19 protein-coding genes and 1 pseudogene are annotated in these 25,219 nt (G+C 71.3%); 11 read left to right on the forward strand and 9 right to left on the reverse strand.

Translation table 11 applies throughout. The features are described 5' to 3' along the window. Nucleotides 1–67 precede the first annotated feature (67 nt). Together OG948_RS51895 and OG948_RS51900 are read right to left on the reverse strand one after the other, a co-directional pair. Entirely contained in the window at nt 68–556 is a 489-nt protein-coding gene (locus tag OG948_RS51895; RefSeq protein WP_331772057.1) for a VOC family protein, read from the reverse strand. 165 nt (nt 557–721) lie between these two features. Then, nucleotides 722–1,777, reverse strand: a complete 1,056-nt coding sequence (locus tag OG948_RS51900; protein ID WP_331772058.1) for an RNA ligase family protein — start codon at nt 1,775–1,777, stop codon at nt 722–724. Between the two features lie 422 nt (nt 1,778–2,199). On the opposite strand from OG948_RS51900, the gene OG948_RS51905 reads away from it, so the two are divergent. After that, on the forward strand, nt 2,200–3,780 hold the full coding sequence (locus OG948_RS51905) for an MFS transporter (RefSeq protein ID WP_331772059.1): 1,581 nt from the start codon (nt 2,200–2,202) through the stop codon (nt 3,778–3,780). Nucleotides 3,781–3,908: 128 nt separating this feature from the next. Here OG948_RS51905 and OG948_RS51910 read toward each other — a convergent pair whose 3' ends face one another. Beyond that, complete coding sequence (locus OG948_RS51910; RefSeq protein WP_331772060.1) at nt 3,909–4,940, reverse strand: hypothetical protein; 1,032 nt, start codon at nt 4,938–4,940, stop codon at nt 3,909–3,911. A gap of 16 nt (nt 4,941–4,956) precedes the next feature. On the opposite strand from OG948_RS51910, the gene OG948_RS51915 reads away from it, so the two are divergent. The 4 genes and pseudogenes from OG948_RS51915 to OG948_RS51930 all read left to right on the forward strand — a co-directional run bounded on the left by OG948_RS51915 (nt 4,957) and on the right by OG948_RS51930 (nt 10,197). Beyond that, complete coding sequence (locus OG948_RS51915; protein WP_331772061.1) at nt 4,957–5,358, forward strand: hypothetical protein; 402 nt, start codon at nt 4,957–4,959, stop codon at nt 5,356–5,358. Between the two features lie 1,124 nt (nt 5,359–6,482). Next, a complete protein-coding gene (locus OG948_RS51920; protein WP_331773671.1) occupies nt 6,483–7,187 on the forward strand; it encodes a hypothetical protein in 705 nt (234 codons plus the stop codon). Nucleotides 7,188–7,458: 271 nt separating this feature from the next. Next, the gene (locus tag OG948_RS51925; protein ID WP_406300154.1) at nt 7,459–9,039 is read left to right on the forward strand and encodes an IS1182 family transposase; all 1,581 of its coding nucleotides are present in this window, start codon (nt 7,459–7,461) and stop codon (nt 9,037–9,039) included. Nucleotides 9,040–9,193: 154 nt separating this feature from the next. Further along, nucleotides 9,194–10,197, forward strand: a pseudogene (locus OG948_RS51930) (IS5 family transposase). Between the two features lie 19 nt (nt 10,198–10,216). On the opposite strand, the gene OG948_RS51935 reads toward OG948_RS51930, so the two are convergent. Both OG948_RS51935 and OG948_RS51940 read right to left on the reverse strand, forming a co-directional pair. Further along, complete coding sequence (locus tag OG948_RS51935; protein WP_406300718.1) at nt 10,217–11,398, reverse strand: sensor histidine kinase; 1,182 nt, start codon at nt 11,396–11,398, stop codon at nt 10,217–10,219. Then, a complete protein-coding gene (locus OG948_RS51940) occupies nt 11,398–12,051 on the reverse strand; it encodes a response regulator transcription factor (RefSeq protein WP_331773584.1) in 654 nt (217 codons plus the stop codon). The genes OG948_RS51935 and OG948_RS51940 overlap by 1 nt, the downstream gene beginning before the upstream one ends. 179 nt (nt 12,052–12,230) lie before the next feature. Between OG948_RS51940 and OG948_RS51945 the strand changes: the two genes are divergently transcribed. After that, entirely contained in the window at nt 12,231–13,649 is a 1,419-nt protein-coding gene (locus OG948_RS51945; protein WP_331772063.1) for a S41 family peptidase, read from the forward strand. Between the two features lie 321 nt (nt 13,650–13,970). Further along, nucleotides 13,971–15,077: an alpha/beta hydrolase gene (locus tag OG948_RS51950; RefSeq protein ID WP_331773585.1), complete on the forward strand. Its 1,107-nt coding sequence runs from the start codon at nt 13,971–13,973 to the stop codon at nt 15,075–15,077. Nucleotides 15,078–15,249: 172 nt separating this feature from the next. Here OG948_RS51950 and OG948_RS51955 read toward each other — a convergent pair whose 3' ends face one another. Next, on the reverse strand, nt 15,250–15,885 hold the full coding sequence (locus OG948_RS51955; protein ID WP_331772064.1) for a helix-turn-helix domain-containing protein: 636 nt from the start codon (nt 15,883–15,885) through the stop codon (nt 15,250–15,252). 86 nt (nt 15,886–15,971) lie between these two features. Here OG948_RS51955 and OG948_RS51960 point away from each other — a divergent pair, with 86 nt between their 5' ends. The 4 genes from OG948_RS51960 to sigJ all read left to right on the forward strand — a co-directional run bounded on the left by OG948_RS51960 (nt 15,972) and on the right by sigJ (nt 20,548). Next, a complete protein-coding gene (locus OG948_RS51960; RefSeq protein ID WP_331772065.1) occupies nt 15,972–16,736 on the forward strand; it encodes an SDR family oxidoreductase in 765 nt (254 codons plus the stop codon). Nucleotides 16,737–17,789: 1,053 nt separating this feature from the next. Then, the gene (bioD, locus tag OG948_RS51965) at nt 17,790–18,521 is read left to right on the forward strand and encodes a dethiobiotin synthase (protein ID WP_331772066.1); all 732 of its coding nucleotides are present in this window, start codon (nt 17,790–17,792) and stop codon (nt 18,519–18,521) included. A 104-nt stretch (nt 18,522–18,625) separates the two neighbouring features. After that, nucleotides 18,626–19,369 (forward strand): SDR family oxidoreductase, encoded by a 744-nt coding sequence (locus OG948_RS51970; protein ID WP_331772067.1) that lies wholly within the window; start codon nt 18,626–18,628, stop codon nt 19,367–19,369. 183 nt (nt 19,370–19,552) lie between these two features. Further along, nucleotides 19,553–20,548 (forward strand): RNA polymerase sigma factor SigJ, encoded by a 996-nt coding sequence (gene sigJ / locus OG948_RS51975; RefSeq protein ID WP_331772068.1) that lies wholly within the window; start codon nt 19,553–19,555, stop codon nt 20,546–20,548. An 82-nt stretch (nt 20,549–20,630) separates the two neighbouring features. Here the strand turns inward: sigJ and OG948_RS51980 are convergent, their stop codons facing one another. Genes OG948_RS51980 through OG948_RS51990 form a run of 3 tightly spaced genes read right to left on the reverse strand, consistent with a single transcriptional unit; the run spans nt 20,631 to nt 25,206 of the window. Next, complete coding sequence (locus OG948_RS51980; RefSeq protein ID WP_331772069.1) at nt 20,631–22,178, reverse strand: ABC transporter substrate-binding protein; 1,548 nt, start codon at nt 22,176–22,178, stop codon at nt 20,631–20,633. Further along, nucleotides 22,160–23,230 (reverse strand): oligopeptide/dipeptide ABC transporter ATP-binding protein, encoded by a 1,071-nt coding sequence (locus OG948_RS51985; RefSeq protein WP_331772070.1) that lies wholly within the window; start codon nt 23,228–23,230, stop codon nt 22,160–22,162. The genes OG948_RS51980 and OG948_RS51985 overlap by 19 nt, the downstream gene beginning before the upstream one ends. After that, complete coding sequence (locus OG948_RS51990) at nt 23,227–25,206, reverse strand: dipeptide/oligopeptide/nickel ABC transporter permease/ATP-binding protein (RefSeq protein ID WP_331772071.1); 1,980 nt, start codon at nt 25,204–25,206, stop codon at nt 23,227–23,229. The genes OG948_RS51985 and OG948_RS51990 overlap by 4 nt, the downstream gene beginning before the upstream one ends. Between the last annotated feature and the right edge of the window lie 13 nt (nt 25,207–25,219).

The following is a 25,219-nucleotide window of genomic DNA, read 5'->3' on the forward strand; positions in this document are numbered from 1 at the left end:
ACGGGCGGGTCGGTGGTTCGCAAAGGTGTGCTCGTGGGGGCGGGGTTCGAGGGATCCGGGGCGGGGGTCAGGAGTCGGTGCGGGGAGGGGTGGGTTCCGTCGACCGTGGGGTGTCGGGTGCGGGGTGGTCGTCGGGGTCGGTGAGTTCTTGGAAGAGGGAGATGTGGAGGTCGGCGGGGGCGTCGAGTCTGGAGTTCAGGGAATTCCAGGGGGTGCGGGTGGGGGGTGCGATTTGGGTGGCGCCCGCGGCGATGAGGTGGGTCGTCGCGGTGCGGGTGTCGTCGACCTCGAAGGCGATGCGAAGTCTGGGTGCGACCTGACGGCCGACTTCGACGTCGTCGATCATTCGCTTCTGTTCCGGGTTCGCGATCTCCAGGGTGGCGCGGCCCGCGTCGAGGATCGCGACGCGGGCGCCGCCGTCCCCGGAGAAGGCCGCCTGTTCGGGCAGGCCGAGGGCGTCACGGTAGAAGGCCAGGGCGGCCTCGAAGTCGTCCGCCTCGACGACCAGGCGTAGTTGACGTACCGGCTGTGTCTTCGGAGCCTCGGGGGGCGTCATGTTCTCTCCCGGGATGAGTCGATGGGATGTCTCGCCGCACGCCGAGCCGCCGTGCGGGTCGCCGTGCGGGTCGCCGTGCGGGTCGGATGGATCGAATGCGTCGAACGGTTCCACTATCGGGGTATCCGTCTCGGAGTCGGGCATGCATCCCGTACGGCGCGACGGCTACGGCAGTCGGCCCCCGGGGCGGGCGGCCCGGCGTTCGTCGGCGTCGAAGCGGGTGAGGGCGCGTGCTCCCGGTTCGAGCGCGCGGGTCAGGGCGCGAAGGTGCGCGTCGGGCAGGCCGCCCACCGCGTCGGCGATCTCCTCCGCCGCGTCGCGGGTGATCTCCTCCACCACGGCGTCGGTGGGGGCACGTGGCCCGAGCTTGCTCACCGCCGCGGCCGCGCGGGTGGGGGTGAGCAGGGCCGCCGCCCGGACCAGGAGCCACGCGGGCACGCCGGCCGCGCCCTCGGGCGGCGCGAGGTACGGGCGGGAACCGGCGAAGCGCTCGTCCTCGGCGAATCCGTCCTGCTTGACCTTGGCCACCGGGCGGGCGCGGGAGGTCTTCGTCCCGGCGTCGCCGTGCTCCCACCAGTCCCCGGCGGGCTTGAGTACGTACCCCTCGGCGAGGTTGTCCACGAGTGCGGGCAGTCCGAACAGGCCCGGAACCAGGCTGGGATACGCGCACGGCAACCGCTGGAGCGAGTTGAGCGAACCGTGCGCGAGAGTCGGTACGCAGCGCAGCCCGGCGCCGGCCGCGGCATCGCGCAGAGCACGGTCGGAGATCCAGCAACGCCCGTCCTCGGTCTCGACCGTCGTGTCGAACAGCAACCAGTGCAGGTCCGGTGTGTACCAGACGCCGGTCTGCACCGGCTCGGCCGCGGAATCCCGGGGAACATCGGGATGCGGGTAGTGCCCGCCGGCCAGTTCGCCATAGATGGTCACCACGGCCGCGTCGCCCCACACACCGCGCAGCGCGGCGGCGAATCGTGCGGCGGACACGGACAACCCCGGCCAGATCCTGCTGACGCCGAAGAAGTCGTCGAGCAGGTCGTCGGACAGCAGTTCGCGCCGTTTCGCGGGCCGGACCCCAAAGCCGTCGCACACCACCGCGAAGTGCGCCCCGTGCACCTTCTCCTGCGCGAGCCACTCCCGACCCCCGGCCATCCCGAGCCGGGCCTTCGCGGAGATCTTGGGGTAGGGAGTCCACACGGGACTGTCGGACGCGGCCTCGGACATGTCGAAATCCTCCGGCGTGCGCCCGATCGCGGGCAACAGGGTTTCCGGGCGGCGGCGGTGGTACGGCGAGCAGCACCGGGGGCGGCAACGATCCCACCGGCGGCGCGCCGCGCACGTGGCCGATGTCCGCGGCCCCGGTGCCTCTCGTCCCCGTGTCACGCACCCGCGCTCTGCGCCCCGCGCTCCCTGCCCTGTGCGCGATGCCCGGCCGCGCGTGGCGACCGCCGCGGGGGCACCGGGCACCGGCGCCTCTCGGGGGTGCTTCCGGGGCGGCGCCGATCCACGGCCTCGTGTGTGAGACAAGTCATCTGACGGAGCGTCAGTTCCATCGTGGCGGCCCTTGATCACGTGCACGGTACATGCGTGACTGTGATCGATAGTCGATCGACGACGGGCGCGGCTCGCCGAGTCTCAGGAGCACCATGGAACAACCCCGTGACCATTCCGCGTCGCCCCCGACCGGGCCCGACGCCGGGCCCGAGGCCCACCCGGCCGCACTCGGGGTGCGATTGCGGCGGCGGCTGCTGGTGCCGGTGCTCGCGTTCGGTGGTGTCCTGATGGCGTTGATGCAGACCGTCGTGGTGCCCATGCTGCCGGACCTGCCCCGCGCGACGGGTTCCTCGCCCTCGACGGTGAGCTGGATGCTCACCGCGACCCTGGTGACCGGCGCGGTGCTCAATCCGGTCCTGGGCCGGGCCGGGGACATGTACGGAAAACGCCCGGTGTTGATCGGCGCACTGGTGACGATGACCGTCGGGTCGGCACTGTGCGCGCTCACGTCCGACATCCGGGTGCTCATCGCCGCCCGTGCGATGCAGGGCGCCGCCGCCGCGGTGGTGCCGCTGGCCACCAGCATCCTGCGCGACGAACTCGCGGGGCACCGCATCGGATCCTCCGTCGCGCTGATGAGCTCCACCGTCGGCATCGGCGCGGCGCTGGGCCTGCCGCTGGCCTCGGTGGTGGTCGAACACGCCGACTGGCACGCGTTGTTCTGGGTGACCACCGCGCTGGGCACGCTGACCGCGATCGCCTCGTGGTGGGTGGTCCCGAACTCCCCGGTGCGTACCCGCGGCCGCTTCGACGTCGCGGGCACGGTGCTGCTGTCGGTGGGCCTGGTGGCGCTGTTGCTGGCGCTGTCCAAGGGCGCCGTCTGGGGCTGGGGCAGCATGCCCGTGGCCGTGTCGGCGGCCACCGGCGTGGTGGCCCTGGGCCTGTGGGTCTGGCGCCAACTGCGGGCCCGTGAACCGCTGGTGGACCTGCGACTGGCCGGACGCCGTACCGTGGCGCTGCCGCACACCGCCGCCCTGCTCACCGGCTTCGCGTTCTACGCGAACTGGTTGGCCACCGCGCAACTGGTCCAGGCCCCCACCTCGACCGGGTACGGCCTGGGCGCGTCGGCGCTGACCGCGAGTCTGTGCCTGGTGCCCGGAGGACTCGTCATGGTTTGCATGTCCTCCGTCTCCGCGCGACTGTCGGCCGCCCGGGGCGGCCGCTGGACGCTCCTGGCGGGATCCCTGGTGATCGCCGGAGCGTACGTGTTCCGGATCTTCACCAGTGGCACCCTGTGGACCATCGTCCTGGGCGCGACCCTGTGCTCGGTCGGCACCGGACTGGTGTACTCCGCGCTGCCCACCCTCGTCCTGCAAGCGGTGCCACAGGAGCAGACCGCCTCCGCGACCGGTCTCAACGTCCTGATGCGCACGATGGGCCAAAGCGTGTGCAGCACCACGGTGGTGGCCGTGCTGGCACAGTTCACCACCGACGTGCACGGCACCGCGTACCCCACCCTGCGCGCCTACCTCATCGTCTTCGCCCTGGCCGCGGTGGCAGCCCTGGCCGCCGCCTGCACCGCGGCGGCACTTCCCGGACGACCCTCGGCGAAATCGGTCACCGACCCCGCACCCCGCGCCGCGCCTGCCGCCGGACCCGCCACCGGCACCGCCCGCGCGCGGGTCCCGGCGGCCTCGGCGCCGCCGAAGTGGCGGTCGGCACCCGCCTATTGACCGCCCGACCCGCTCGACCGAGGGCACGCGAAGGCCCCGGCGCATCGGGTGTCCCGTCCGATCGGACGGGGCCGGACGATGCGCCGGGGCCGGTCACGCGGTCCTGCGCGAGCGGCGAGCCGGATCGGTCACGACAGGGTCAGCGTGATCGTCCCGCCATAGGTGCCCGGTGCCGCGTACGCCGGTACGGTCAGCGCCAGGGCGGCGTCCGCGGTGAAAGTGCCGCCGGTCGGGCCGGCGCCCGGGGCCTGCGTGCACAGGGTCGCGCCGGACCCGATCGGGCCGGTCGATCCCGAGGACACGGTGGACGGGCTTCCCTGGGTCGCCGCGCAGGACGGCGTCCAGGCCACGTTCGCGGCCGGGATGGTGCCCCGGTCCGACGTCAGGTCGGACACCGACCCGGTCAACTGCCAACCGAGTTCGCTGCCACGCGCGTCGACCACGGTCACCCGGTTCAAGGCCGCGTGCATGGTCTGCACCCGACCGTTGAGGGTGGTCGTACCGAAGTCGATCCCCGCCGCGGTCTGGGTCATCGTCAGGCCGCCGGGGGTGATCGTGCCGGTGAGCGACTGCTCCAGGCCGCCGCCGCCGTCGGTCACCGTGAACGGCACCGACATGCCCTCGTCCTCGAAGCCCGCGACGGCGCGGATCGCGGCGTCCTCGGCGGCCCCGATCACGTACTCGGCGGCGAACTTGCCGTCGGGAGAGGTCATGACACTGATCGGGACGTCGGAGATGTTGCCGTCCGCGTCCACACCGCTGATCTGGAGTTCGTAGTTGGGAACCCAGTCGTGGCCTGAGAGCCTGACCACGGTGCCCACCGGGCCCGAGGTCTTGTCGGCCGTGAGCACCCGTTGCCCCGGCACGAACGCCTTGATGGAGAGGGTGTCCGTCGCCTCCTTGGAACCGTCGGAGACGCGCACGACGTAGCGACCGTCGTCGATGCCGAACGGGTACAACATCGCGGTCCCGGTCAGGTTGCCCTGGGCGTCGATGGCGAGCGTGTTCATCAGGAACTTGCCCGCGTCGCATCCGCTGCCGTTCGCGTCGCACAGCGCCACCCGCGGCGTGCCGTTCGGCGCGAACCTGCTGCCGGTGAGCGTGATGGTCGAACCCGAGTAGACGTCACCGTCCGGTGCCCGGTGAACCGGCAGCTCCACCTCACCCGGCTCCACCGTGATCGACGCACCCACCGCCACCGCCGCCATGGTCACCCCGGCCTCCGCGGCGGGTACCGGCAAGGCGACCTACGACTGTGGCATCTACGGCAGTTCGGTCGGCGCCACGTTCAACCGCAGCGCGACCAACCTGCTCACGCTGACGGCCAACATCACCTACTGGGTGCCGACCGCCATCCCGGCGGGTGGCATCACGGGAACGCTCACCGGCAACCAGAGCGGCCTGGCCAACCCCACGGCGATCAGCGCGGGGGTGCACACCAGCATCGTCCTGCAAAAGGCGGCCAGTGTGGGCATCCCCAGCGCGCCGAGCAGCATCGTCATGACAATCACGCCGCCCGGGCTGACCGTCACCTGCACCCTGAAGGCGTCCCCGGCTCCGACCGGCTTCCCGATCTGATCGACTCCCGATCCGGTCGCGATCCGAACGAACCGGACGCGCGTACGCGGTCGAACGGGACACGCGTGCATGGTCGAACATGACGCGCGTGCGGACGAACCGAACCGGTTCGGTCGCCGGCCTCGGGTACCCGTGGTGGACGCTGTCCGTAGTGAAAGTACGGACAGAACCACGGGCACCCTCGGCCCCGGCCGAACCGCCGCGCCAAGGCACCGCCCGGGAGGCGGCGGGGCATACGGGAGTACGAACGTACAACACGCCCCGGTGCCCCACGCAAGCCCGAGAACACCCGGCCGAGTTCCCGCCCGAAAGCGGGGGCTCGGCCGCGTGCGCATACGCCGGGGTCGGGCAATCGGTGATCGCGTGTCGATGTCGAGTGTGAGTTGCGCGCGAGTCGAGTGCGAACCCCGGAGCGCACCGAGTCCCAACCCGAGTGCACGCCGAGTCCGGGCCGGGCCCGAGCCGATAGCGAGACGATTTTGAGCCGATACCGAGCCGATTCCGACAACAAGCGAGCAGTAGCAAATCGAGATCGTCCTTTTCGAATTGCGACGTCTTCGTGGTCCGCCATCATTCGATGATCCACGGCGCTTCCGATGGCATATACAAGGACGCAATCGGGTTCTCCGAATATCGGACCTGCAGGAACCGCGTCTACTTCGACCCCCGCGAGAACGCCTACTGCATCGAGGCGGGGGCGACGAATCGGCACAGCACCACTCGGCTCTACGCCTCGACCGGCATGGCGCTGCCCGGCGGTTCCCGCTATTCGGTCGGCCTCGGCGGGCACGTGTCCGGCGGATACGGCCTGCTCTCCCGGTTGTTCGGCCTTACGGTCGACTACCTGTACGCCGTGGAAGTGGTCACCGTCGGGGACGACAGGGCGCCCAGGAAGAGGATCGCCCGCAAGGCCGCCGCCGGCGAGCTGCGCGCGGGCCGGGGGAGTCGGCGGTACGTCGAAGGAACCGAAACCCGGTCGGCGACGTCGCAGGGCCATGCGCAGCAATCGCGGGGGACTCGGGAAGCCGACCGAACGACGACCGACACGACTGCTGACGGTCCTGACACTCGTCGTGTTGCTCGGGTGCGCGACGCTCGGGTGCTCGCACGATGGGGATCCGCCGATGGAGGATGCGCCGCCCGGGCAACGCATCGGCGTCGGGGGCCTCGTCAAGGGTTCGGTCGACAGCTATCGCAGTGGTCTGTACGTCGCTCGAACCGCGCGCGAACACCGGTTGGTCACCGGATATCTGCATTCCGGGGCGGGCACGACCGTCGACTTCACCCGCGAGGCCGTGGTGACGATCGCGGCCCAAAGCGGCTGCGCCAAGCCCCAGGCCGCGCAACTGTACGCCGACGGAGATCGGTTGGCGCTGCGCCGCGACCTCGACGAGGAATGGCAGGAGTGCTACGCACCGTTCTCGCTGCTCGCCGAATTCGTGGTGCCGCTCGACCGGTTGCCCGCGCATCCTCGGCTCGGCGACCGGCCGCCGAACGACATCGGCGTCGGCATCCTGATCGCGGAGGATACGGAGCGCGTCGATCCCTCGGACCCGCCCATCCGCGTTCTGCCGGTCACCGACCGTTCGTCCTTCAGGGACTGGTATCGACTCGGCGTCCACGCGGGCGAGAAAGTGCGCACCGAAGTGCCCGAGGGTGAGCGGAGGTTCGCGTTCCTGATCCCCGGATGCGGTGGTCTGATCCCCCGGGTGGACCTCGCCGCGGACGGCGCACCGGTGGCATCGGTGAAATCGTTCCGCACGTCGGCCTCGCCGCCGTGCGACCCGCGGGAACACTATTTCGTCGTGTACGACCTCCCGGCCGGTTAGGCGTTCGTGACACTGGACCCTGTCCGGCGGATGTTGGTGCGGCCGCGTCGCCTGGGCCGTGCCTCGGCGTGCCGGAGAAAACAGCCGAATGGAACCACCATGCGGCTGCTTCTCCGGCACGCCGAGGCACGGCATCCGCCCTTCGGGCTCCTCGCTGCGCTCACGACGCGGCCTGATCCACCAAGATCCGCCGGACAGGGCCTAGAAGACTCATGAAGATGTTGCGTTCTGGCCCCGCCGCGTCAGCGGCGGGACCAGACTCGTTTTCATGGTGCAGGGGGAATGGTCGGGTGAGTTGATCGGGCCGGACGTGTGGGCGACGTGTCGGGAGCTGATCCCGGCGGGGAGTGTGTTCGCGTTCCTGGCCGAGCATCGCGAGGCGTTGTTTCCGGCGGTGATGTTCGCGGACATGTATCCGTCGGCGAACGGGCGTCCGTCGATGCCGCCGCAGGTCCTGGCGGCGGCGATCACGTTGCAGGCCCTGAACGGGCTCTCGGACTTCGACACCGTGCAGGAACTGCGGTGCGACCTGCGGTGGAAGGCCGCCTGCGGGCTCGGCCTGCACGACATCGCGTTCGACCCGTCGCTGTTGGCGTACTTCCGTCGCCGCCTGGCCCGGTCGGCGCGTCCGGACCGGGTCTTCGACGCGGTCCGCGAGGTCGTGCGGGCCACCGGCGTGTTGAAGGGCAGGCAGCGTCGGGCGGTCGACTCCACCGTCCTGGACGACGCGGTCGCCACCCAGGACACCGTCACCCAACTCGTCTCCGGAGTGCGCGCGGTGATCCGTGAGGTCCCCGACGCCGCGGCCGTCGCGACCGAACACTGCCGCGCCCACGACTACACCGACCCGGGGAAACCCAGGATCGCCTGGAACGACCCGGCCGCCCGAGCCGATCTGGTGGACGCCCTGGTCCGCGACGCGTTCCTGCTGCTGGGGAACCTGCCCGACCGCGAGCACGGCGAACGCGCGGCGAACGCGATCGGCCTGCTCGCGCTCGTGGCGGGGCAGGACGTGGAGCCCGCCGACGGCTCCGACGGCCGCGACGGCAGGTGGCGGATCACCCGGGGCACCGCCCCCGACCGCGTCGTCTCGGTCGTCGACCCGCAGTCCCGACACATCCACAAGACCCGCAGCCGCCACCAGGACGGTTACAAGGCCCACCTGGTCGTGGAACCCGAGACGCTCCTGTTCACCGCGGTGGCACTCACCCCGGGTTCGGGCGCCGAACACCACGAGGCGAACGTCGTCCTCGACCTTCTCGCCGACGAGCCGGACCCGGTCGACCTCCTGGGCGACACCGCCTACTCCACCGGCGACGCCCGCGCGGTCCTGGAGGCCGCCGGGCACCGGTTGTTCCTCAAACCCGCCCCGTTGCGCAGCGCGGTGCCCGGCGGGTTCACCCTCGACGACTTCGCCGTCGACACCACCGCCCACACCGCGACCTGCCCGGCCGGCCACACCGCCGCCCTGGCAGCCCCCGCCGGACAACACCGCCAACGCAAGGCGTTCTTCGGCGACCACTGCACCGACTGCCCGCTCCGAGGCCGGTGCACCAAGGCCGAAGCCGGGCGGACCCTCACCATCCGTCCGCACCACGACCACCTCGCCGCCGCGCGTCGACAGGCCGCCACCGACCTCCATTGGCAGGCCGAGTACCGGCGTTGGCGCCCACCGGTGGAACGCGCGGTCGCCTGGATCGTCGCCCGCGGCAACCGCAGACTCCGCCACCGCGGCACCGCCCCCAACGATCGTTGGCTCCACGTCCGCGCCGCCGCGATCAACCTGCGGACCCTCATCCGCCTCGGCCTCACCCACGACGGCACCACCTGGCGCCTGCCCACCACCGCCTGAGCGGGGCACAGCACCCGAAACGCGACCCGTTCCGCCACTGACGCGACGGAACCGGTCCCAAGATTTTCATCGACCTTCTAGGGCGTGTATCGGGTTGTGATCGATCTGTGGGATTCGTCGTCAACCCGGTCCTGGTCTGGTAATTGGTCTTGTTGTGACGCGAGAGCAACTGACGGACGTGGAGTGGGAGTTCATCGGGCCGTATCTGCCGATCGGTGGGTTCGGTCCGTATCCCGAGCGGCTGCGGCAGCAGTTCGAGGGCGTGATCTGGAAGTTTCGGACGGGTGCGCAGTGGCGTGAGATGCCGGAGCGGTTCGGTGCGTGGCCGACCGTGCACAACCGCTTTCGGCAGTGGCGGGACGCCGGTGTCTTCGAGGCCCTGTTGGAGGGCCTGATCGCGGAGGCCGCGAAGCGGGGCGTGGTGGACATGTCGCTGGTGAGCGTGGACTCGACCACCGTCCGGGCGCACCACGACGCCGCCGGGATGCATCTCGACCCGGACACGCTCACCGCTCTGGAGAAGGCCGCCGCCGAGGAGGAGAAGGCCCGGCAAAAGGGGGCGATCCGGAGGAACAAAGCGGGAACGGAGCCGGAATCGACCCGGACCGGGAGGAACGACGACGTGTCCGGCGCCGGCATCGGATCCGGCTGAGGGCCGCCCTGCTCGGACGCTCGCGGGGTGGACAGACCTCCAAGATCCATCTCGCCTCGGACCGCAACTGCCGGCCCTTGGCGCTGATCCTGACTGCGGGACAGGCCGCCGACAGCCCGCAGTTCGTCCCCGTCCTCGGGAAGGTACGGGTCCGCGGGCCCGTCGGGCGTCCCCGCACCCGGCCCGACGCGGTCGCCGGAGACAAGGCCTACTCGTCCCGTGGCAACCGCGCCCACCTGCGGAGACGCCGCATCAAGGCAGTCATCCCGGAAAAGAGGGACCAGGCCGCCAACCGCAAGAGGAAGGGCACCGGGGGCGGCAGGCCCGTCGGCCACGACGCAGACCTCTACAAGGAACGGAACACCGTCGAGCGCCTGATAAACAGGTTCAAGGCCTGGCGAGGCATCGCCACCCGCTACGACAAGACCCCCGAGAGCTACCTCGCCGGCCTCCACCTTCGCGCCGCGATGATCTGGGTCAACGCCCTCAGCCGGGGCACCTGTTGATCTCAACTGGATACGCGGCCTAGTCGAAGGCGACGGTGACCATCAGGCCGCCGGTCGGGCGCGGATGGGCGTCGATGGTCGTGCCGTGGGCGGTCGCCACCGCCTGCGCGATCGACAGTCCCAACCCCAGACCGCGTCCCGTGCGCGCACGGGACAGGCGTTGGAACGGCTGGAAGAGCCGGTCGAGTTCGTCCGCCGGCACCTGCTGCCCGGTGTTCGTCACGGTCAGCAGCCCGTCCCCGCAGGTGACTTCGACCCAGCCGGCGGGCACGTTGTGCCGGACGGCGTTGTCCACCAGGTTGGTGACCAGGCGCTCGGCCAGCGCGCGGTCACCCGACACCGGGCAGGCTCGGATCGACGCCCGCATCCTCACCTCCGCCGGGGCGCAGGCTTCGACGACCTCGGTGACCACGTCCGCGAGGTCGAAGCGATGACGGACGTCGATGCCGGCCTGGCCGCGCGCGAGCGCGAGCAGCGCCTCGATCAGGCGTTCCTGTTGCGCGCCCGCGACGAGGACGCGCTCGTGCGCCGCACGCAACGAGGCGACCGTGGCATTCGGATCGTCGAGCGCGACCTGCCCGATCGTGCGTTGACGGGCGAGCGGTGTGCGCAACTCGTGCGACGCGTTGGCCACGAACTGCCGTTGCGCCCGGAAGGACGCCTCCAGCCGGCTCACCAAGTCGTCGAACGTGTCGCCCAGTTCCTTCAGTTCGTCGTCGGGGCCGGACAGGTCGAGGCGGCGGTGCAAATTGTTCGCGGAGATCTCCCGCGCGGCCGTGGTGACTGTACGGAGCCTGCGCAGGATGCGGCCCGCGAGCCACCAACCGAGGGCGAGCGCGAGGACGAGCACCACACCGAGCGCGATTCCGGACTGGATCAGCATCTCGTCGAGCACGGCCCGCCGTTGGTCCGCCAACGCCTCTCGGGTTCGGGCGGCAGCCGCCTCGGCGTCGTATCGCATCGGTTCGCCGTCCGGGGGCGCCTGCCCGTCCGGCAAGGGGTACCGGAACAGTTGCACCCCGCCGTTCGGTGCCACGGCGTAGCGCACCAGCACGTAGGTGACGGTCAGCACGGCCGCGCCACACAGCGCGAACAGCCCGCCGTACAGCGAGGTCAGCCGCAACCGTACGGTTCGGCGCGGCAGTCGCGGGCGCGCGAAGGGCAGAGACCGCAGGCGGGGGCGGGACAGCCGACGCATCATCAGATCCGATATCCGCTCTTGGTCACGGTCTCGACGACCGGCGGCTCGCCGAGCTTGGCGCGCAGCCTGCTGACGGTGATCTTGACGGCGTTGGTGAACGGGTCGGTCGCCTCGTCCCAGACCCGCTCCAGCAGTTCCTCGGCCGACACCACCCGGCCTTCCGCCGCCAGCAACAACTCCAGGACGCCGAACTCCTTGGGGGTCAGCTCCAGCGCGCGATCGCCCCGGGCGGCCCGGCGACGCGCGCTGTCGAGCACCAGGTCACCACGGCGCAGCACCGGTGGCGCGACCGGGTGGGCCCGCCGGGCCAGGGCCCCGATCCGAGCCACGAGTTCGCGAAAGTCGAACGGTTTGGGCAGGTAGTCGTCCGCTCCCAGCGCGAGCCCCTCGACCAGGTCCCGGGTGCCGGCGGCGGCGGTGAGCATCAGGATCCGACCACGGCAGCCGGCCGTCGTCAGTGCGGTACACACCTCGTCGCCGTGGGTGCCGGGCAGGTCCCGATCCAGCACGATCACGTCGTAGTCGGTGCACAGCGCGCGTTCGAGCCCGGCGCTGCCGTCCAACGCCACGTCCACGGCGATGCCCGCTCGGCGCAGTCCGATCGCCACCGTCTGCGCCATCTCTTCGTCGTCCTCGATCACCAGCAGCCGCATTCGCAGCAGTATCACCCGCCCGGGGTTTCGGCGTCGTTTCGTCGCCGACGAAACCCGGTCGATACCTCCTCCCGGATACAACTCGACCTGCACGTCGACCTGCACGTCAATGTGCGCGTCGACCCGCGCGTCGACCTGCACGTTGGGCTGCAAGTTCCGTCGATCGAAGGGGATTTCCGGTGAAACTCAGATGGCGTACGCCCACCGGCGGCGCCGCCGTGCTCGTCGCGGCCGCGGCGCTCGTCGGTTCCGGGCTCGCCGCCGCCGGCACGGCCGCGACCGAGGATCGTGGCGCCGGCCGTCCGCCCGCCTGCGCCAAGGCCGAAGGGCCGGGACAACCGCCCGCCCCGCCGTCGCGACCCACACTGACCACGGTCGGGCAGGTGTATCGCTGCATCTTCGACAACTACTACAGCGGGCCGACGCTCGACAGCCGTTCCCTGCTCGTGCCGGCGTTCGCCGCGATCACCCAGGAGATGCAGCGCCGCGGCCTCGACCAGCCCGCGGCCGGCCTGCCGCCGCTGACCGGTCGCAGGAACCCCGACTGGGCCGCCTTCGCCGGGACGTACGAACGCATCGCCGGCGCGCTGCCGGACGACGAGTCCCGCGCCCGCGTCGCGGCGGCGGCCATCCAGGCCATGGTCGACGAGTTGGACGACAACCACGCGCGCTGGACGAGCAAGTTCACCCCGAACCCGTACGGTCTCGAACTGTCCGTCTCCCGCGCCCCGGGTGTCACCGACCCGGCCGCGGGCGAGCCGGCCCACGTCAGGCGGATCGCCGCGGGCAGTCCGGCCGCCAACGCCGGACTGCGGCCGGGCGACGTGATCCAGGCGGTGAACGATGTGCCGCTGTACACGAACGGGGTGGTCGGTACCGGCGCGTTGGCGTGGCTCACCGACGGGGCGCCGGGGTCGACGGTGAAGGTCACCGCGCGCCGACCGGTCACCGGTGAGACCCTCACCGTGAATCTGGTCGCCACGAGGTACCCCCCGCCGCCGCTGGACGGCTTCGAATCCCGGCTGCTGGACGGGAACATCGCCTACGTCGGCATGTCGGGGTTTTCCCCGGATCTGGCCGACAAGGTTCTCGCGACCATCGCGGAGATGCGTACGCGAGCCGAACTGCGCGGTGTGATCCTGGACTTGCGCGGCAACGGCGGTGGGAGCCCGAAGGCGGTCGAGAAGCTGCTCGGCGCGCTCGCGCACGGGAGGATCACCAGCTACTGGTGCGACGTCAAGGGCAAGTGCAGGCCCAACCACACCGACGACTCGGTGGCGTTGCTGAACCTGCCGTTCGTGGCGCTCACCGACCGGCAGTGCCTGTCGGCGTGCGACTCGTTCGCCGGCGCGGTCAAGGATCTCGAACTGGGCACCCTGGTCGGCACACGTACCGCCGGCTTCGTCTCCGGCCCCGGTGAGACGTATCGGCTGGACAACGGGTCGCTGCTCACTCTGCCCAAGTACCACGAGATCAGCGCCGACAAGAAGATCGTGGACACGATCGGGGTGGCACCCGACCACTATGTGCCGGCCACGGCGGCCGACCTGTCCGCGGGCCGGGATCCGGCGCTGGACAAGGCACGTTCGCTGATGTGACGGCGTTCCGCGGCCGTAGGGAGGGTAGTTGCCGGTTTGTGCTTCGGGCGGGGCGGCGAGGGGAGTCGCCACGGGACGTCGGCGGGGCCGCCGTAGGGGCCCGGATCGGTCGGCGAGGACGGATGTCGTCGCCTCGCCGCGCACACGCGTCGCCGCCCTCGTCCCGACGCGGCCGGATCATCGGTGATTGACTACGTCGCATGGACATCGCGCGAGCGTTCCTGCGGGCACGGAGGTGTCGATGAGGGGTTCCGGTCGGGCTGCCGGCTGCCGATGTGCGTTCCTCGGACGGGATGGCCTGCGGTGAGTGTGGGGGCCGGCATGCCGGCGGAGCCCGGACCGGTTTCGACGACCCGGGTCGCGCCCCCCTTCGACCCCGAACTGAGCGCGGCGTCGGCGGCCTTCGGGGACGAGGACAGGGAGCCGCTCACCCCGGAGAACCTCGCCGCCCGGCAGGAGCGGGATGCCGCGACCCGGCCCAGGCCGACGGTTGGGGAGCTCCGCGCCGACGGCCGCTTCGAGGTGGACGAGTTGCGCGTGCCCGGGGCGTCGGGCGGACGGGAGGTCACGCTGGTGAGCGCACGACCTGCCGGGATGGACGGGCCGCTGCCGCTGCTGTACTACATGCACGGCGGCGGCATGATCATGGGCAACGCGTGGTCCGTACTGCCGCAGTTGCTTGGCGAATGGGCGCTCCCGCTGGGGCTGGCCGTCGTCTCCGTCGAGTACCCGTTGGCGCCGCGGGCGCGGTACCTCGCTCCGGTGGAGGACTGCCACGCCGGGTTCGTCTGGATGGCCGCGCACGCGGCCGAACTGGGCATCGACGCGAGCCGCGTCGTCATCGGAGGAAAGAGTGCCGGTGGTGGACTCGCGGCGGCACTCGCCCTGCTCAACCGCGACCGGGGCGGGCCCACACCGATCGGGCAACTGCTGCTGTGCCCGATGCTCGACGACCGCAACGACACCTTCTCCGCTCACCAGATGGCCGGCGTCGACACCTGGGACCGAACATCCAACGCGACCGCGTGGCAGGCGCTGCTGGGCGACCGGTACGGAGCCGCGAACCTGTCGCCCTACGCGGCGCCCGCCCGCGCCACGGATCTGTCCGGGCTACCCCCGGCGTACATCGAGGTCGGGTCGGTCGAGACGTTTCGGGACGAGGACGTGGCCTATGCCAATGCGATCTGGCAGGCGGGTGGTCAAGCCGAACTGCACGTGTGGCCGGGGGCCTTCCACGGCTTCGACACGTTCGTGCCGGGGGCGGCGCTGAGCCGGGACGCTCGCGACGCGCGTTTGCGTTGGCTTCGGCGTGTGCTCGTACAGTCCGCGTCCGCGTCCGCGTCCGCGTCCGCGTCCGCGTCCGAGCCCGAGCCCGAGCCCGAGCCCGGGTCCGGGCTCGAACCCGGGGTCGAGTCCGAGTCCGGGTGAGGTGGAGTCCGAGTCCGATGTGGGCGGCGGGCGCGTCCGCCGAACGCGCCGCGGCGGCCGGACGATCGGGGTCCTGAGCGCGCCGGACGGCAGGGACGCCGATGACCGGCGCCATGGCCATGTACCGCGGGCGTGGCTTCGCGTCCCGGAGAATGCGTGTCGAGGCTCGTTGTCACGCGCCCAGGTCGGTGCCGACGACGTCGTTGCCGAAGGCGGCGGCGAGTGCTTTCGCGATCAGGTCGGGCAGTTCGGTGCGTCCGTCGTCCTCGGCCCAGCGCACCAGTGCCGTGTGCATGGCGGCCAGGCAGGCGCCGGCCGCCGCCTGGGCCTGAAACGCCGCGTCGGGATCGCCGGCCTCGTCTCCGAGGGCGTCGACGATCGCCTGCTGGAGCGCGTAGTGGTTGTCCAAGTGCCTAGCGCGCAGGGCAGGCGTCGAGATCATCAGCCGGAGGCGGGCGAGCAGGAACCGCTTGTTCGCCGACGGGTCGTCTCCGTCGCCGCGACCGGTCAACGTCGTGGCCGAGTCGACGAGTGCGGTGCCGATCCGGCGGACCAGGGGTTGTGCGGCGGGCGACGCGAGGATCCGCTCGGCGACGAGTCGGCCGTGGTGGTCGGCGAGCACAAGGTCTTCCTTGGTGGGGAAGTGCCGGTACACGGTCATCGGCGACACGCCGGCGGCTTCGGCGACGTCGGTCATGGTCGTGGCGTCGTAGCCGCGCTCGGTGAACAGCCGTACCGCATGCGCCTGGATCGTGCGCTGGGTCTCGGCTCGTCGTTGCGCTCGCAGGGTTGAGTGCTGGTCGGCCATGTGGTAGACCCTACCGGAGTGATAGTGACTACCAAGTCGGTAGCGGCTATCCAATCGGTAGTGACTGACATCACGGGGAGGACGGCATGACTGATTCGGCCGGAAAGACGGCTCTGGTGACCGGGGCGTCGCGTGGCATCGGGCGGGCGATCGCGGCCCGGCTGGCGGCGAAGGGGGCGATGGTCGCCGTACATTTCGGCACGGACGAGGACGGCGCGAAGGCGACGGTCGAGGAGATCGAGCGTGGCGGCGGGACCGCCTTCGCCGTAGGGGCGGAGCTGGGTGGCGACGACGACGTCGAGACGTTGTTCGCGGGAGTCGAGGCGGGTCTGGGCGGACGGCCGCTGGACATCCTCGTCAACAACGCGGCGGCCCCGCCCGCCGGCCCGATGGGAGTCACGACGCGGGCCGAGTTCGACCGCCTCTTCGCGGTGAACGTGCGCGCGCCGTACTTCATCATCCAACGAGCACTGCCCCTGCTTCGCGACGGTGGGCGCATCGTCACGATCTCGTCCGTGGCGACCCGGATGGCCAACCCCGGCCAGACATCCTTCGCGATGACGAAGGGCGCGGTCGAGACGATGGGCATGACGTTGGCCAACGAACTCGGGACCCGCGGAATCACGGTGAACGCGGTTGCCCCCGGCGCCACTCGCACGGCGAGCAACACATCGGTCTTCGAGGCGCCGGGCCTGGCCGAACTCATCGCCGCGAGCACGGCACTCGATCGGCTGGGCGGGCCCGACGACGTCGCGGACGTGGTCGTGTTCCTCGCCTCCGACGCCGCGCGCTGGATCACCGGACAGGTCATCGACGCGAGTGGTGGCCTGTTCCTGGGGCCGCGCGCCTGATCGCGAGTCGTCGACCCGAACTCGTGCGCAACGGCGGCGACTTCGTTCGCGGTGCGTCGCGGTCAAGGCCGCGCCCCGCGCGAGTCCGCGCGTAGTGGCGACCTGCGCCGTGGGCGCCGGGTGTGGGGCCGCGTCGGTGGTGCGCACTCGGGCGCGGGTCGTGCTCCTGATGTCGGGATTGCGACGGATTGGCGGCTGGAGCGGCGGGGGCGCGCTTCTGCCGTGACCGCACGTGCCCCGGCCCGTCGGCCACACCCGTCCGCCGAGGACGAAGGGAGGGCCGATGGCCTCGGTACCCCCAGCGCCCGAGGCACAGCCCCGCCGGCGCACCCCGTACGACGGTCGGCCTCGGCAACCGTCCGCCGTAACGGGCATGCGGGTGCCGCCCGACGCGCCCGACGCGCCCGACGCGCCCGACGCGCCCGACGCGCCCGACGCGACGACGCATCGACGCACCGAGGCCGAGGCACCGGCGCACCGGCGCGTACGTCGAGCCCGCGTGGGCCGCGCCTGTCCGGCACCGCCGGCATCCGGCGAGCCCACGATCGCGCACCGACCACGCAGGGGAACGCTCACGACCACGACCCCGAGTCCTTGGCGCGCTGCGTGGACCCGATGCCGGAGGAGATCGCCGCGGCGACCTCGCATTGGCACGACGGCACGGTCGTCGAAGTGGAGCGGGACGCCTACGCGATGATCGCCAGAATCACCACCCGATCGACTCCTCGTCCCGAACCCCCGTGCGGACGCCGACGCCCCACCGTGATCCGCCTCGTGGAGGCGCGCGCGAGCCCGGAGCACGCTCCGGGAAACCTGAGGTTCGGCCGTCGGACTCGGCGGCCCGGCTCCCGCCGCCGAGCGCCCGCCACCCACAATCCGGGCGCGGACAAAGTCGGGGCGTCGATCTTGTCGGATCGCGCCGCTGTGGGAGAGGGCCGGGCTCGGTGAGACTGCCGGGCACGGGCACGGACGCGGAGTGCGCCCGCGAGGCTCGGCCCGCGCGGGGCATGCCCGCAGGGCCGGGAACCACCGACCACAGCAAGGGGATTCGTCGTGCTCGAAGGAATCGTGATCGTGTCCGGAACCGGGACCGGCGTCGGCAAGACCGTCACCACCGCGGCCGTTGCCACGATGGCACTGGCGCGGCGCCGGTCGGTCGCGGTGGTCAAGCCCGCCCAGACCGGAGTCACGCCCGACGAGCCGGGCGATCTGGCCGAGGTGCGTCGCCTGTCCGGCGCCGACGACCTGCACGAGATGGCCCGCTACCGCGACGCGCTCTCGCCCGAGGCCGCCGCCCGCCGCGAGGGCCGCCCGGTGCCGGCACTGGACGATGTCGCCGCGTCGATCGCAGAGCTGGGCGCCCTGCGCGACCTGGTGCTGGTCGAAGGGGCCGGAGGGCTGCTGGTGCGCTTCGGCGATTGCACGGTGGCCGACCTGGCGAAGGAACTGCGCGCGCAGGTGCTCGTGGTCACCGCGGCCGGATTGGGCACGCTCAACGACACCACGCTGACCTTGGAGGCGCTGGCCGCGCGAGACGTACCCTGTGCCGGAGTCGTCATCGGGGCCTGGTCGACGGAACCCGACCTCGCCGCCCGTTCCAACCTCGCCGATCTCACCCACACGATCGGCGAACCGCCGGCCGGCGCCCTCGCGCAGGATGCCGCGACGGCGCCCGACTTCGGGCGGGTCGCCGAGGTGGGACTGGCGCCACGTCTGGGCGGGACCCTCGACCCGGCCGACTTCGTCCGACGCAACCGGGAACCGGTCGGCGTCGACGCGCCGTGACGCGGGCGCGGCCGGTACGGCCGGCCCGCGACGGCTGGTTGTGAGGCCGGTCACAGGTGGCCCGGATGTGTCACAGCCGACAGGGGAGGGCTGTCCTGGAGACCATGACGAACTCGGAACAGACCACAGTGTTGATCACCGGCGCCAACAAGGGGCTCGGCTTCGAGGCGGCTCGGCGCCTCGGGGAGCTGGGTTGGACGATCTTTCTCGGCTCGCGTGACGAGGGTCGGGGACGGGCAGCCGCCGAGAAGCTGACCGACGGCGGCGCGAAGGTGGTCATGGTCCCGCTGGACGTGACCTCGGACGAGTCGGTGGCCGCGGCCGTACGGCTCGTTCGAGAGCACACCGACCGGCTCGACGTGTTGATCAACAACGCCGGCGCGCCAGGGAGGGGCATCGCGCCCGCGGACGCGACGGCCGAGGAGATCCACTCGGTCTACGACACCAACGTCTACGGACCGATCAGGGTCACCCACGCGTTCCTTCCCCTGCTGCGGGCGGCGGAACAGCCGCGGGTGGTGATGGTGTCCAGCGGCGGCGGTTCCTTCGCGGTCGTGACCGATCCGGCCCAGCCCGTCTCGAAGATGCACGAGCTGGCCTACAGCTCGTCGAAGGCGGCGCTGAACATGCTCACCGTGCGATACGCGCAGGCACTCCCGGGGATCAAGTTCAATGTCGCCACTCCCGGCGAGGTCGCCAATCGCAAGTTCGCCGCCACCGACATGAATCGTCACACCGGCGAGCTGACGGTCACCGAGGGCACCGACTCGATCGTCAGGCTCGCGCTGCTCGACGCCGACGGCCCGACCGGGACCTTCACCGACCGCCTCGGCCCCGTTGCCTGGTGAGCGCCACGCGACCTGCGCGGGGTCGAAGTCGGAGGACCGGCACGGGCATCCGACACCGACCCCGGGTCGTGGCACCGCGGGTGATCGTGCCGCGTACGTCATGATCATCGGGCCGGCCGTCCTCGGATAGCCTGCCGAACGTCGCGCGCGATCGGAAGCGCCGTCGAGCGAGAGGGTGTGGAGATGAGTCGCGAGACGCCGGGCGGCGCGCGGGAATCGGCGTCCGGGTCGGTGGACGAGGCGGACGTGGCCCGGTTCCGGCCGCTGTTGTTCTCCATCGCCTACGGGATGACCGGTTCGGTCGGCGACGCCGAGGACATCGTGCAGGACGCCTTCCTCGGCCTGACCCGGGCGCGCCGGGCGGGAACCACGATCGTCGATCCGAAGCCGTATCTGACGACGGCGGTGACGCGGCTGGGCATCAACCACCTGGGCTCGGCGCGGGTGCGGCGGGAGAGGTACGTGGGGGAGTGGCTGCCCGAGCCGGTCGTCACGCCCGCCGACGGGGCGGGCCCGGCCGAGCACGCCGAGCTGGCCGACTCGCTGTCGATGGCGTTCCTCGTGTTGTTGGAGTCCCTCTCCCCCATGGAGCGGGCGGTGTTCATGCTGCGCGAGGTGTTCGGGTACGGCTACCCGGATGTGGCCGGGGCGATCGGCAAGACCGAGGTGAACTGCCGGCAGATCTTCACCCGCGCCCGGCAGCGCATCGCCGCCGCGGGGCGGGTGCGGGACAGCGCGCCGCCCCCGGCGCGGCGGGCCGAAGGGCAGGAACTGGCCCGCAGGTTCTTCGAGGCCGCCGACGGCGGCGACCTGGACGCGCTGCTCGGCATGCTCGCACCGGACGTGGTGTTCCATGGGGACGGCGGCGGCAAGGCGCAGGCGATCGGCCGGCCGCAGACGGAGCCGGGGCGCGTCGCTCAGTTGCTCGTCGGCGGATTCCGTCGGGTTCGCATGCTCGGCGTCTCCGTTCGACCGGCCCGGGTCAACGGCCGGCCGGGGGTGGTGATGTACGACGCCGAGGAGCGCGTGGCCAGTGTGGTCGAGTTGCACATCGTCGACGGCGTGGTCCGGGCGATCCACTCGGTGGTCAATCCCGACAAGCTCGGCCACCTCGGACCGGTGTCCGACGTGGGGCTCCTGCCCAAGCGCGCCGGCGCCGGCGAGGGTGCCGACGCCTGAACCCGACCCGGCCGTCCCGTCCCAGGTCCGCCGGACCGCGATCGGAAGCCCGTGGCGTCTCGCGACGCCACGGGCGACCGTCCTACCGGGGTGCGACCACCCACGCGACGTCCGGCAGGTAATTGGGGGCGGAGGTGAAACCGGAGAGCTTCTTGCCGTTGAAGGCGTAGATGCCGTCCATCCGCATCACGGACACGAACCAACCCTGGTCGACGACATAGCGCAGTACCTCCTCGTAACGCGCCCCCTGCCGGTCGGCGGGCGCCGCGGCGGCCTCGGTCAGTCGGCGGGTGAGTTCGGGGTCCTCGGAGGCGAACGGGTTGAACGCGGTGGCGTGCGGCAGCAGCCAGTCCAGCGACATCAGATAGGTGGGGGCCGCGCCGTAGCCGAAGGCGAGCACGGGGAACTTCTTGGAGGTGGCGTTGGCGAGCCACTGGCCGACGCTGGTGTCGGTGGTGACCTTGGCGTTGACGCCGATCTGTTTCCATTGCTCGACCACGGCCTGGGTGACCAGGTCCATGCCGAGCAGGTTCGTGGTCTCCATGTCGAAGGAGAAGCCGTTGGGGTAGCCGGCCTCGGTCAGCAACTGTTTGGCCTTCGCCGGGTCGTACGGATAGCGCCGATCGGTCTCCGCCGAGAAGCCGTCGGCCCCGGGCAGGGCGACCTGGGTGGTGGGCTGTCCGTATTGCTGGACCAGGGCCTTGGTGATCGAATCGCGATCGACGGCGTGGTTGAGCGCCTGTCGGACCCGGACGTCCTTGAGCGGCGGCGCCACCGTGCCGGCCCGGTCGACCAGGTCGACGCCGAGGGTGAACAGGGGTGTGTTGCTGATCTCCAGGCCGCCGGATTTGGCGGTGTCGACCTGACCGGCGGTGATGTTCAGGACGTCGGCCTGGCCGGTCTTGACCGTCTGGAGGGCCGAGTTGGGGTTGGGGATGACCTTGATGACCACCGTCTTCCAGTGGATCTTGCTCTTGTCCCAGTACCGGGCGTTGGGCGTGTACGTGTAGTGGTCGCCCGACACCGTGCGGCCCACGTCGAGGACGTAGGGGCCGGCGCCGAACGAGGCGGTACCCATCTTCGCGGGGTCCGCGAGGCCGGCCGGGCTGATCACCGAACCGACCAGGGACACGTGGTCCAGGAGCCGGGGCAGCACCGGGTTCGGGGTGGCGCAGTGGATGCGCACGCTCAGCGGGCCGGTCGCGGTGATCGACTCGATCGAGGACAACCAGGAGACGTTGAGCCCGTTCTTGCGGGTGTAGTTCAGCGACGCGGCGACCGCCTCGGCGGTGAGCGGCGTGCCGTCCGCGAACGTCACGCCCTCGCGCAGCTTGAACTCGAAGTCGGTGTTGCCGCTGCCGACATAGCCCCATTCGGTGGCCAATGCGGGTTGGGTCTTGCCGTTCGGGTCGAGCCGAAGAAGCGTGTCGTAGGTCAGGTTCACGAACCAGTTGTCGGAGCCGACATTGGCCTTGGCCGGGTCGAGGCTGGCCGGCGGGCCGAGGGAGACGAGGGTGAGCGTGTCGCCCTTGCCGCCGGAACTGCCCGTAGACGAGCCGCCACAACCGGCGGCGACCAACACGAGTGCGGCAACGGCCGCTACCGCATGGGCTATTCGGAGTCTTCGCAAGACGATCCCTCTCTCACGTGGTGACCGGTGGGAACCGGGTGCTGCTTCGCCGAAGGGTTCACGGCGACGGGATGGGGGTGCAGTTCCGCACTGCGGTGGCACGCGGCCGTGTGCGTGCCCGACGGGCCCGGCAGGGGCAGCGGTTCGGGGCGGACGATGTGGCAGATGTCCACCGCGTGCGCGCAGCGGTGCGCGAAGACGCAGCCGGCCGCCGAGGGCGGGCGCGCCGGCTCGGCCGCGACGCGGCGCTGCCTGCGGGCGCGTTGCGCGCGCGGATCCGGAACCGGAACGGCGGCCAGCAGGGTCTGTGTGTAGGGGTGGACGGGGTCGGAGTAGACCTCGTCGGCGGTGCCGGATTCCATCACCCGGCCGCGGTAGAGCACGATGATGCGGTGCGACAGGTGCCGGACCACGGGCAGGTCGTGCGCGATGAAGAGATAGCTGAGCGCGAACTCTCGTTGCAGGTCTCCCAGCAGGTTCATCACCTGGGCCTGGATCGACAGGTCGAGCGCGCTGACCGGTTCGTCGCAGATCACCAGCCGCGGCGAGATCATCAGGGCCCGGGCGATCGCGATCCGCTGGCGCTGCCCGCCGGAGAACTGTCCCGGGTAGCGGTCGGCGGTGTCGGCGGGCATGCCGACCCGTTCGAGCATCGTCGCGACGCGCTCGGCGATCGCCGCCCGATCCGACCGCCGCTGCGCCACCAGCGGTTCGGCCAGGGTCCGACCGATGGTCCGGGCGGGGTTGAGCGAGGAGTACGGGTCCTGGAAGACCACCTGCAGGCGATCGGCCAGGCCGCGGCGCGTGGCGCGGGCGGCGTGCGTGATGTCCGTGCCCTCGAAGTGCACCCGACCGGAGTGGATCGGGTTCAGGCCCAGGACGGCGCGCCCGATGGTGGACTTGCCGGAGCCGGATTCGCCGACCAGGCCGACGGTCTCACCTTCGCGGATGCTCAGCGAGACGCCGTCCACCGCGCGCAGCGGAGGTGTCTTTCGGCCCTGGCGGAACTCGACCGCCAGGTCGCGGATGTCGAGGACGAGGGGTGGTGTCATCGGCGGGATCCCTCCGTGAGCAGGTGCTCGGCATGCACGCAGCGGGTGAGTCGCTCGGGTGCCGGTTCGACCAGGGCCACCGGCTCGCGTGTGCACGCGTCGGTCACGCGCGGGCAGCGTGCGGCGAACGCGCAGCCGTGTGGCCGGTTTCCGGGCGCCGGAACCGACCCGGGGATGGTCGGGAGCGGTCCGCGGGCGCCCGCGTGATGGGGGTTGGCCGCCATCAGCCCGGCGGTGTAGGGATGCAGCGGTACCTCGAACATGGCGTCCACGACGGCCTGTTCGACGACCTGGCCGGCGTACATGACCACCGCGCGTCGACACAGGTCGGCGACCACGCCCCAGTCGTGCGTGACGATGAGTACGGCCATCCCGGTCTCGGCCTGGAGCGTGCGCAACAGATCGAGGATCTCCGCCTGGACGGTGACGTCCAACGCGGTGGTCGGCTCGTCCGCGATCAGCAGCCTGGGTTCGCCGGCCAGGGCCAGCGCGATGGCCACCCGCTGGGCCATGCCACCGGAGAGCTGGTGGGGGTAACGCCGGGCCACCGCTTCCGGGTTCGGCAGGTTCACCAGGTCCAGGAGCTCGCGTACGCGCCGCCGGGCGGCGGCGCGATCACACCGACGGTGTCGGCGTATCGCCTCGGCGAGTTGTCGGCCCACGGGGTAGGTGGGGTCCAGGGCGACCATGGGTTCCTGGGAGACGTAGGCGATGCCGGATCCGCGCACGCTCGCCAACGCCTGTGGCGCGTCCACGAGTTCGATCCCGTCGAAGAGCACGCTGCCGGCGCTGATCCGGCCGCCGCCGGGGACCATGCCCAGGATGCCGAGCGAGGTGACCGACTTGCCGCAGCCGGATTCGCCGACCACTCCCAGGGTTTCCCCGGGCCGCACGTCGAGACTGAGCCCGTGCACGACGAGTACGCCGCCGATCTCGATCGACAGGTCCCGCACCGACAGCAGCGCCGTCGGATCCGGCGCGCCGGTGGCGCTCCCCGGGGTCGGCCGGTCGGCCCTCTCCCGCCGCGCCGCGTTGGAGCCCTGCCGGACCGACCAGTTCTCCACGGCCGCGTCGCGCACCGCGTCGCCGAGCAGGGCGAGCGCGACGACGGTGACGACCATGGGGACGCCGGCGGGGACGAGCATCCACGGGTCGCGGTCGATGGCCTGGGAGGCGTCGGAGACCAGGCCGCCCCACGAGGGGTCGGGCGGCTGCGCCCCGAGCCCGAGGAAGCCGAGTCCGGCCTGGATGGTGACCACGATCGCGGCGAACAGCGCGGCCTGGACGATGACGATGCTCGCCATCCGGGGCAGGATGTGCCGCGCCAGGATCCGCGGGTGGGACAGGCCCGCCACCTTGGCCGCGTCGACGTACAACTCCTCGCGGATGCCCAGGGTTTGCGAGCGCAGGATGCGGACGAGTCCGGGACTGCCGAGCATCCCGAAGGTGATCATCGCGGCGTGCAGGTTGCCGGGGAAGACCGACAACACCACCAGCACGATGATGATCCCGGGCAGTGCGAACATCAGGTCGGCGATCCAGGTGATCAGCCGGTCCACGCGTCCGCCGAGGTAGCCGGCGAGCAGGCCGAGGGTCACCCCGAGGAGCAGGTAGACCACGAGCGCCTCGGCGACGGCGAGCAGGGTGGACCGGCCGCCGAACAGCAGCCGGCTGAGCAGGTCGCGGCCGAGGCCGTCGGTACCGAGCAGGTGTGCCCCGGAGGGTCCCGACAGGACGCTGCCGAGATCCTGTTCGAGCGGCCCGTACGTGGTGATCGCCGACGCGGCGGTGGTGGCGAGGGTCAGCAGTACCAGCCATCCCAGCGCGAACACCGCGACGGGTCGGCGGAGCACGCGACGGGCGAGACCGGCGCGCACCGGTTTGGCGGGGGTGTGCCGGCCGGGGTCGGGGGTCGTGGGGTCGGGGGTTGTGGGGTCGGATGTCACGGTGCCGGAGGCGGCCGGGTCGGAAGTCACCCGGTCGGCAGTT

It is taken from the genome of Embleya sp. NBC_00888 (assembly GCF_045207655.1).
Taxonomy (GTDB): domain Bacteria; phylum Actinomycetota; class Actinomycetes; order Streptomycetales; family Streptomycetaceae; genus Embleya.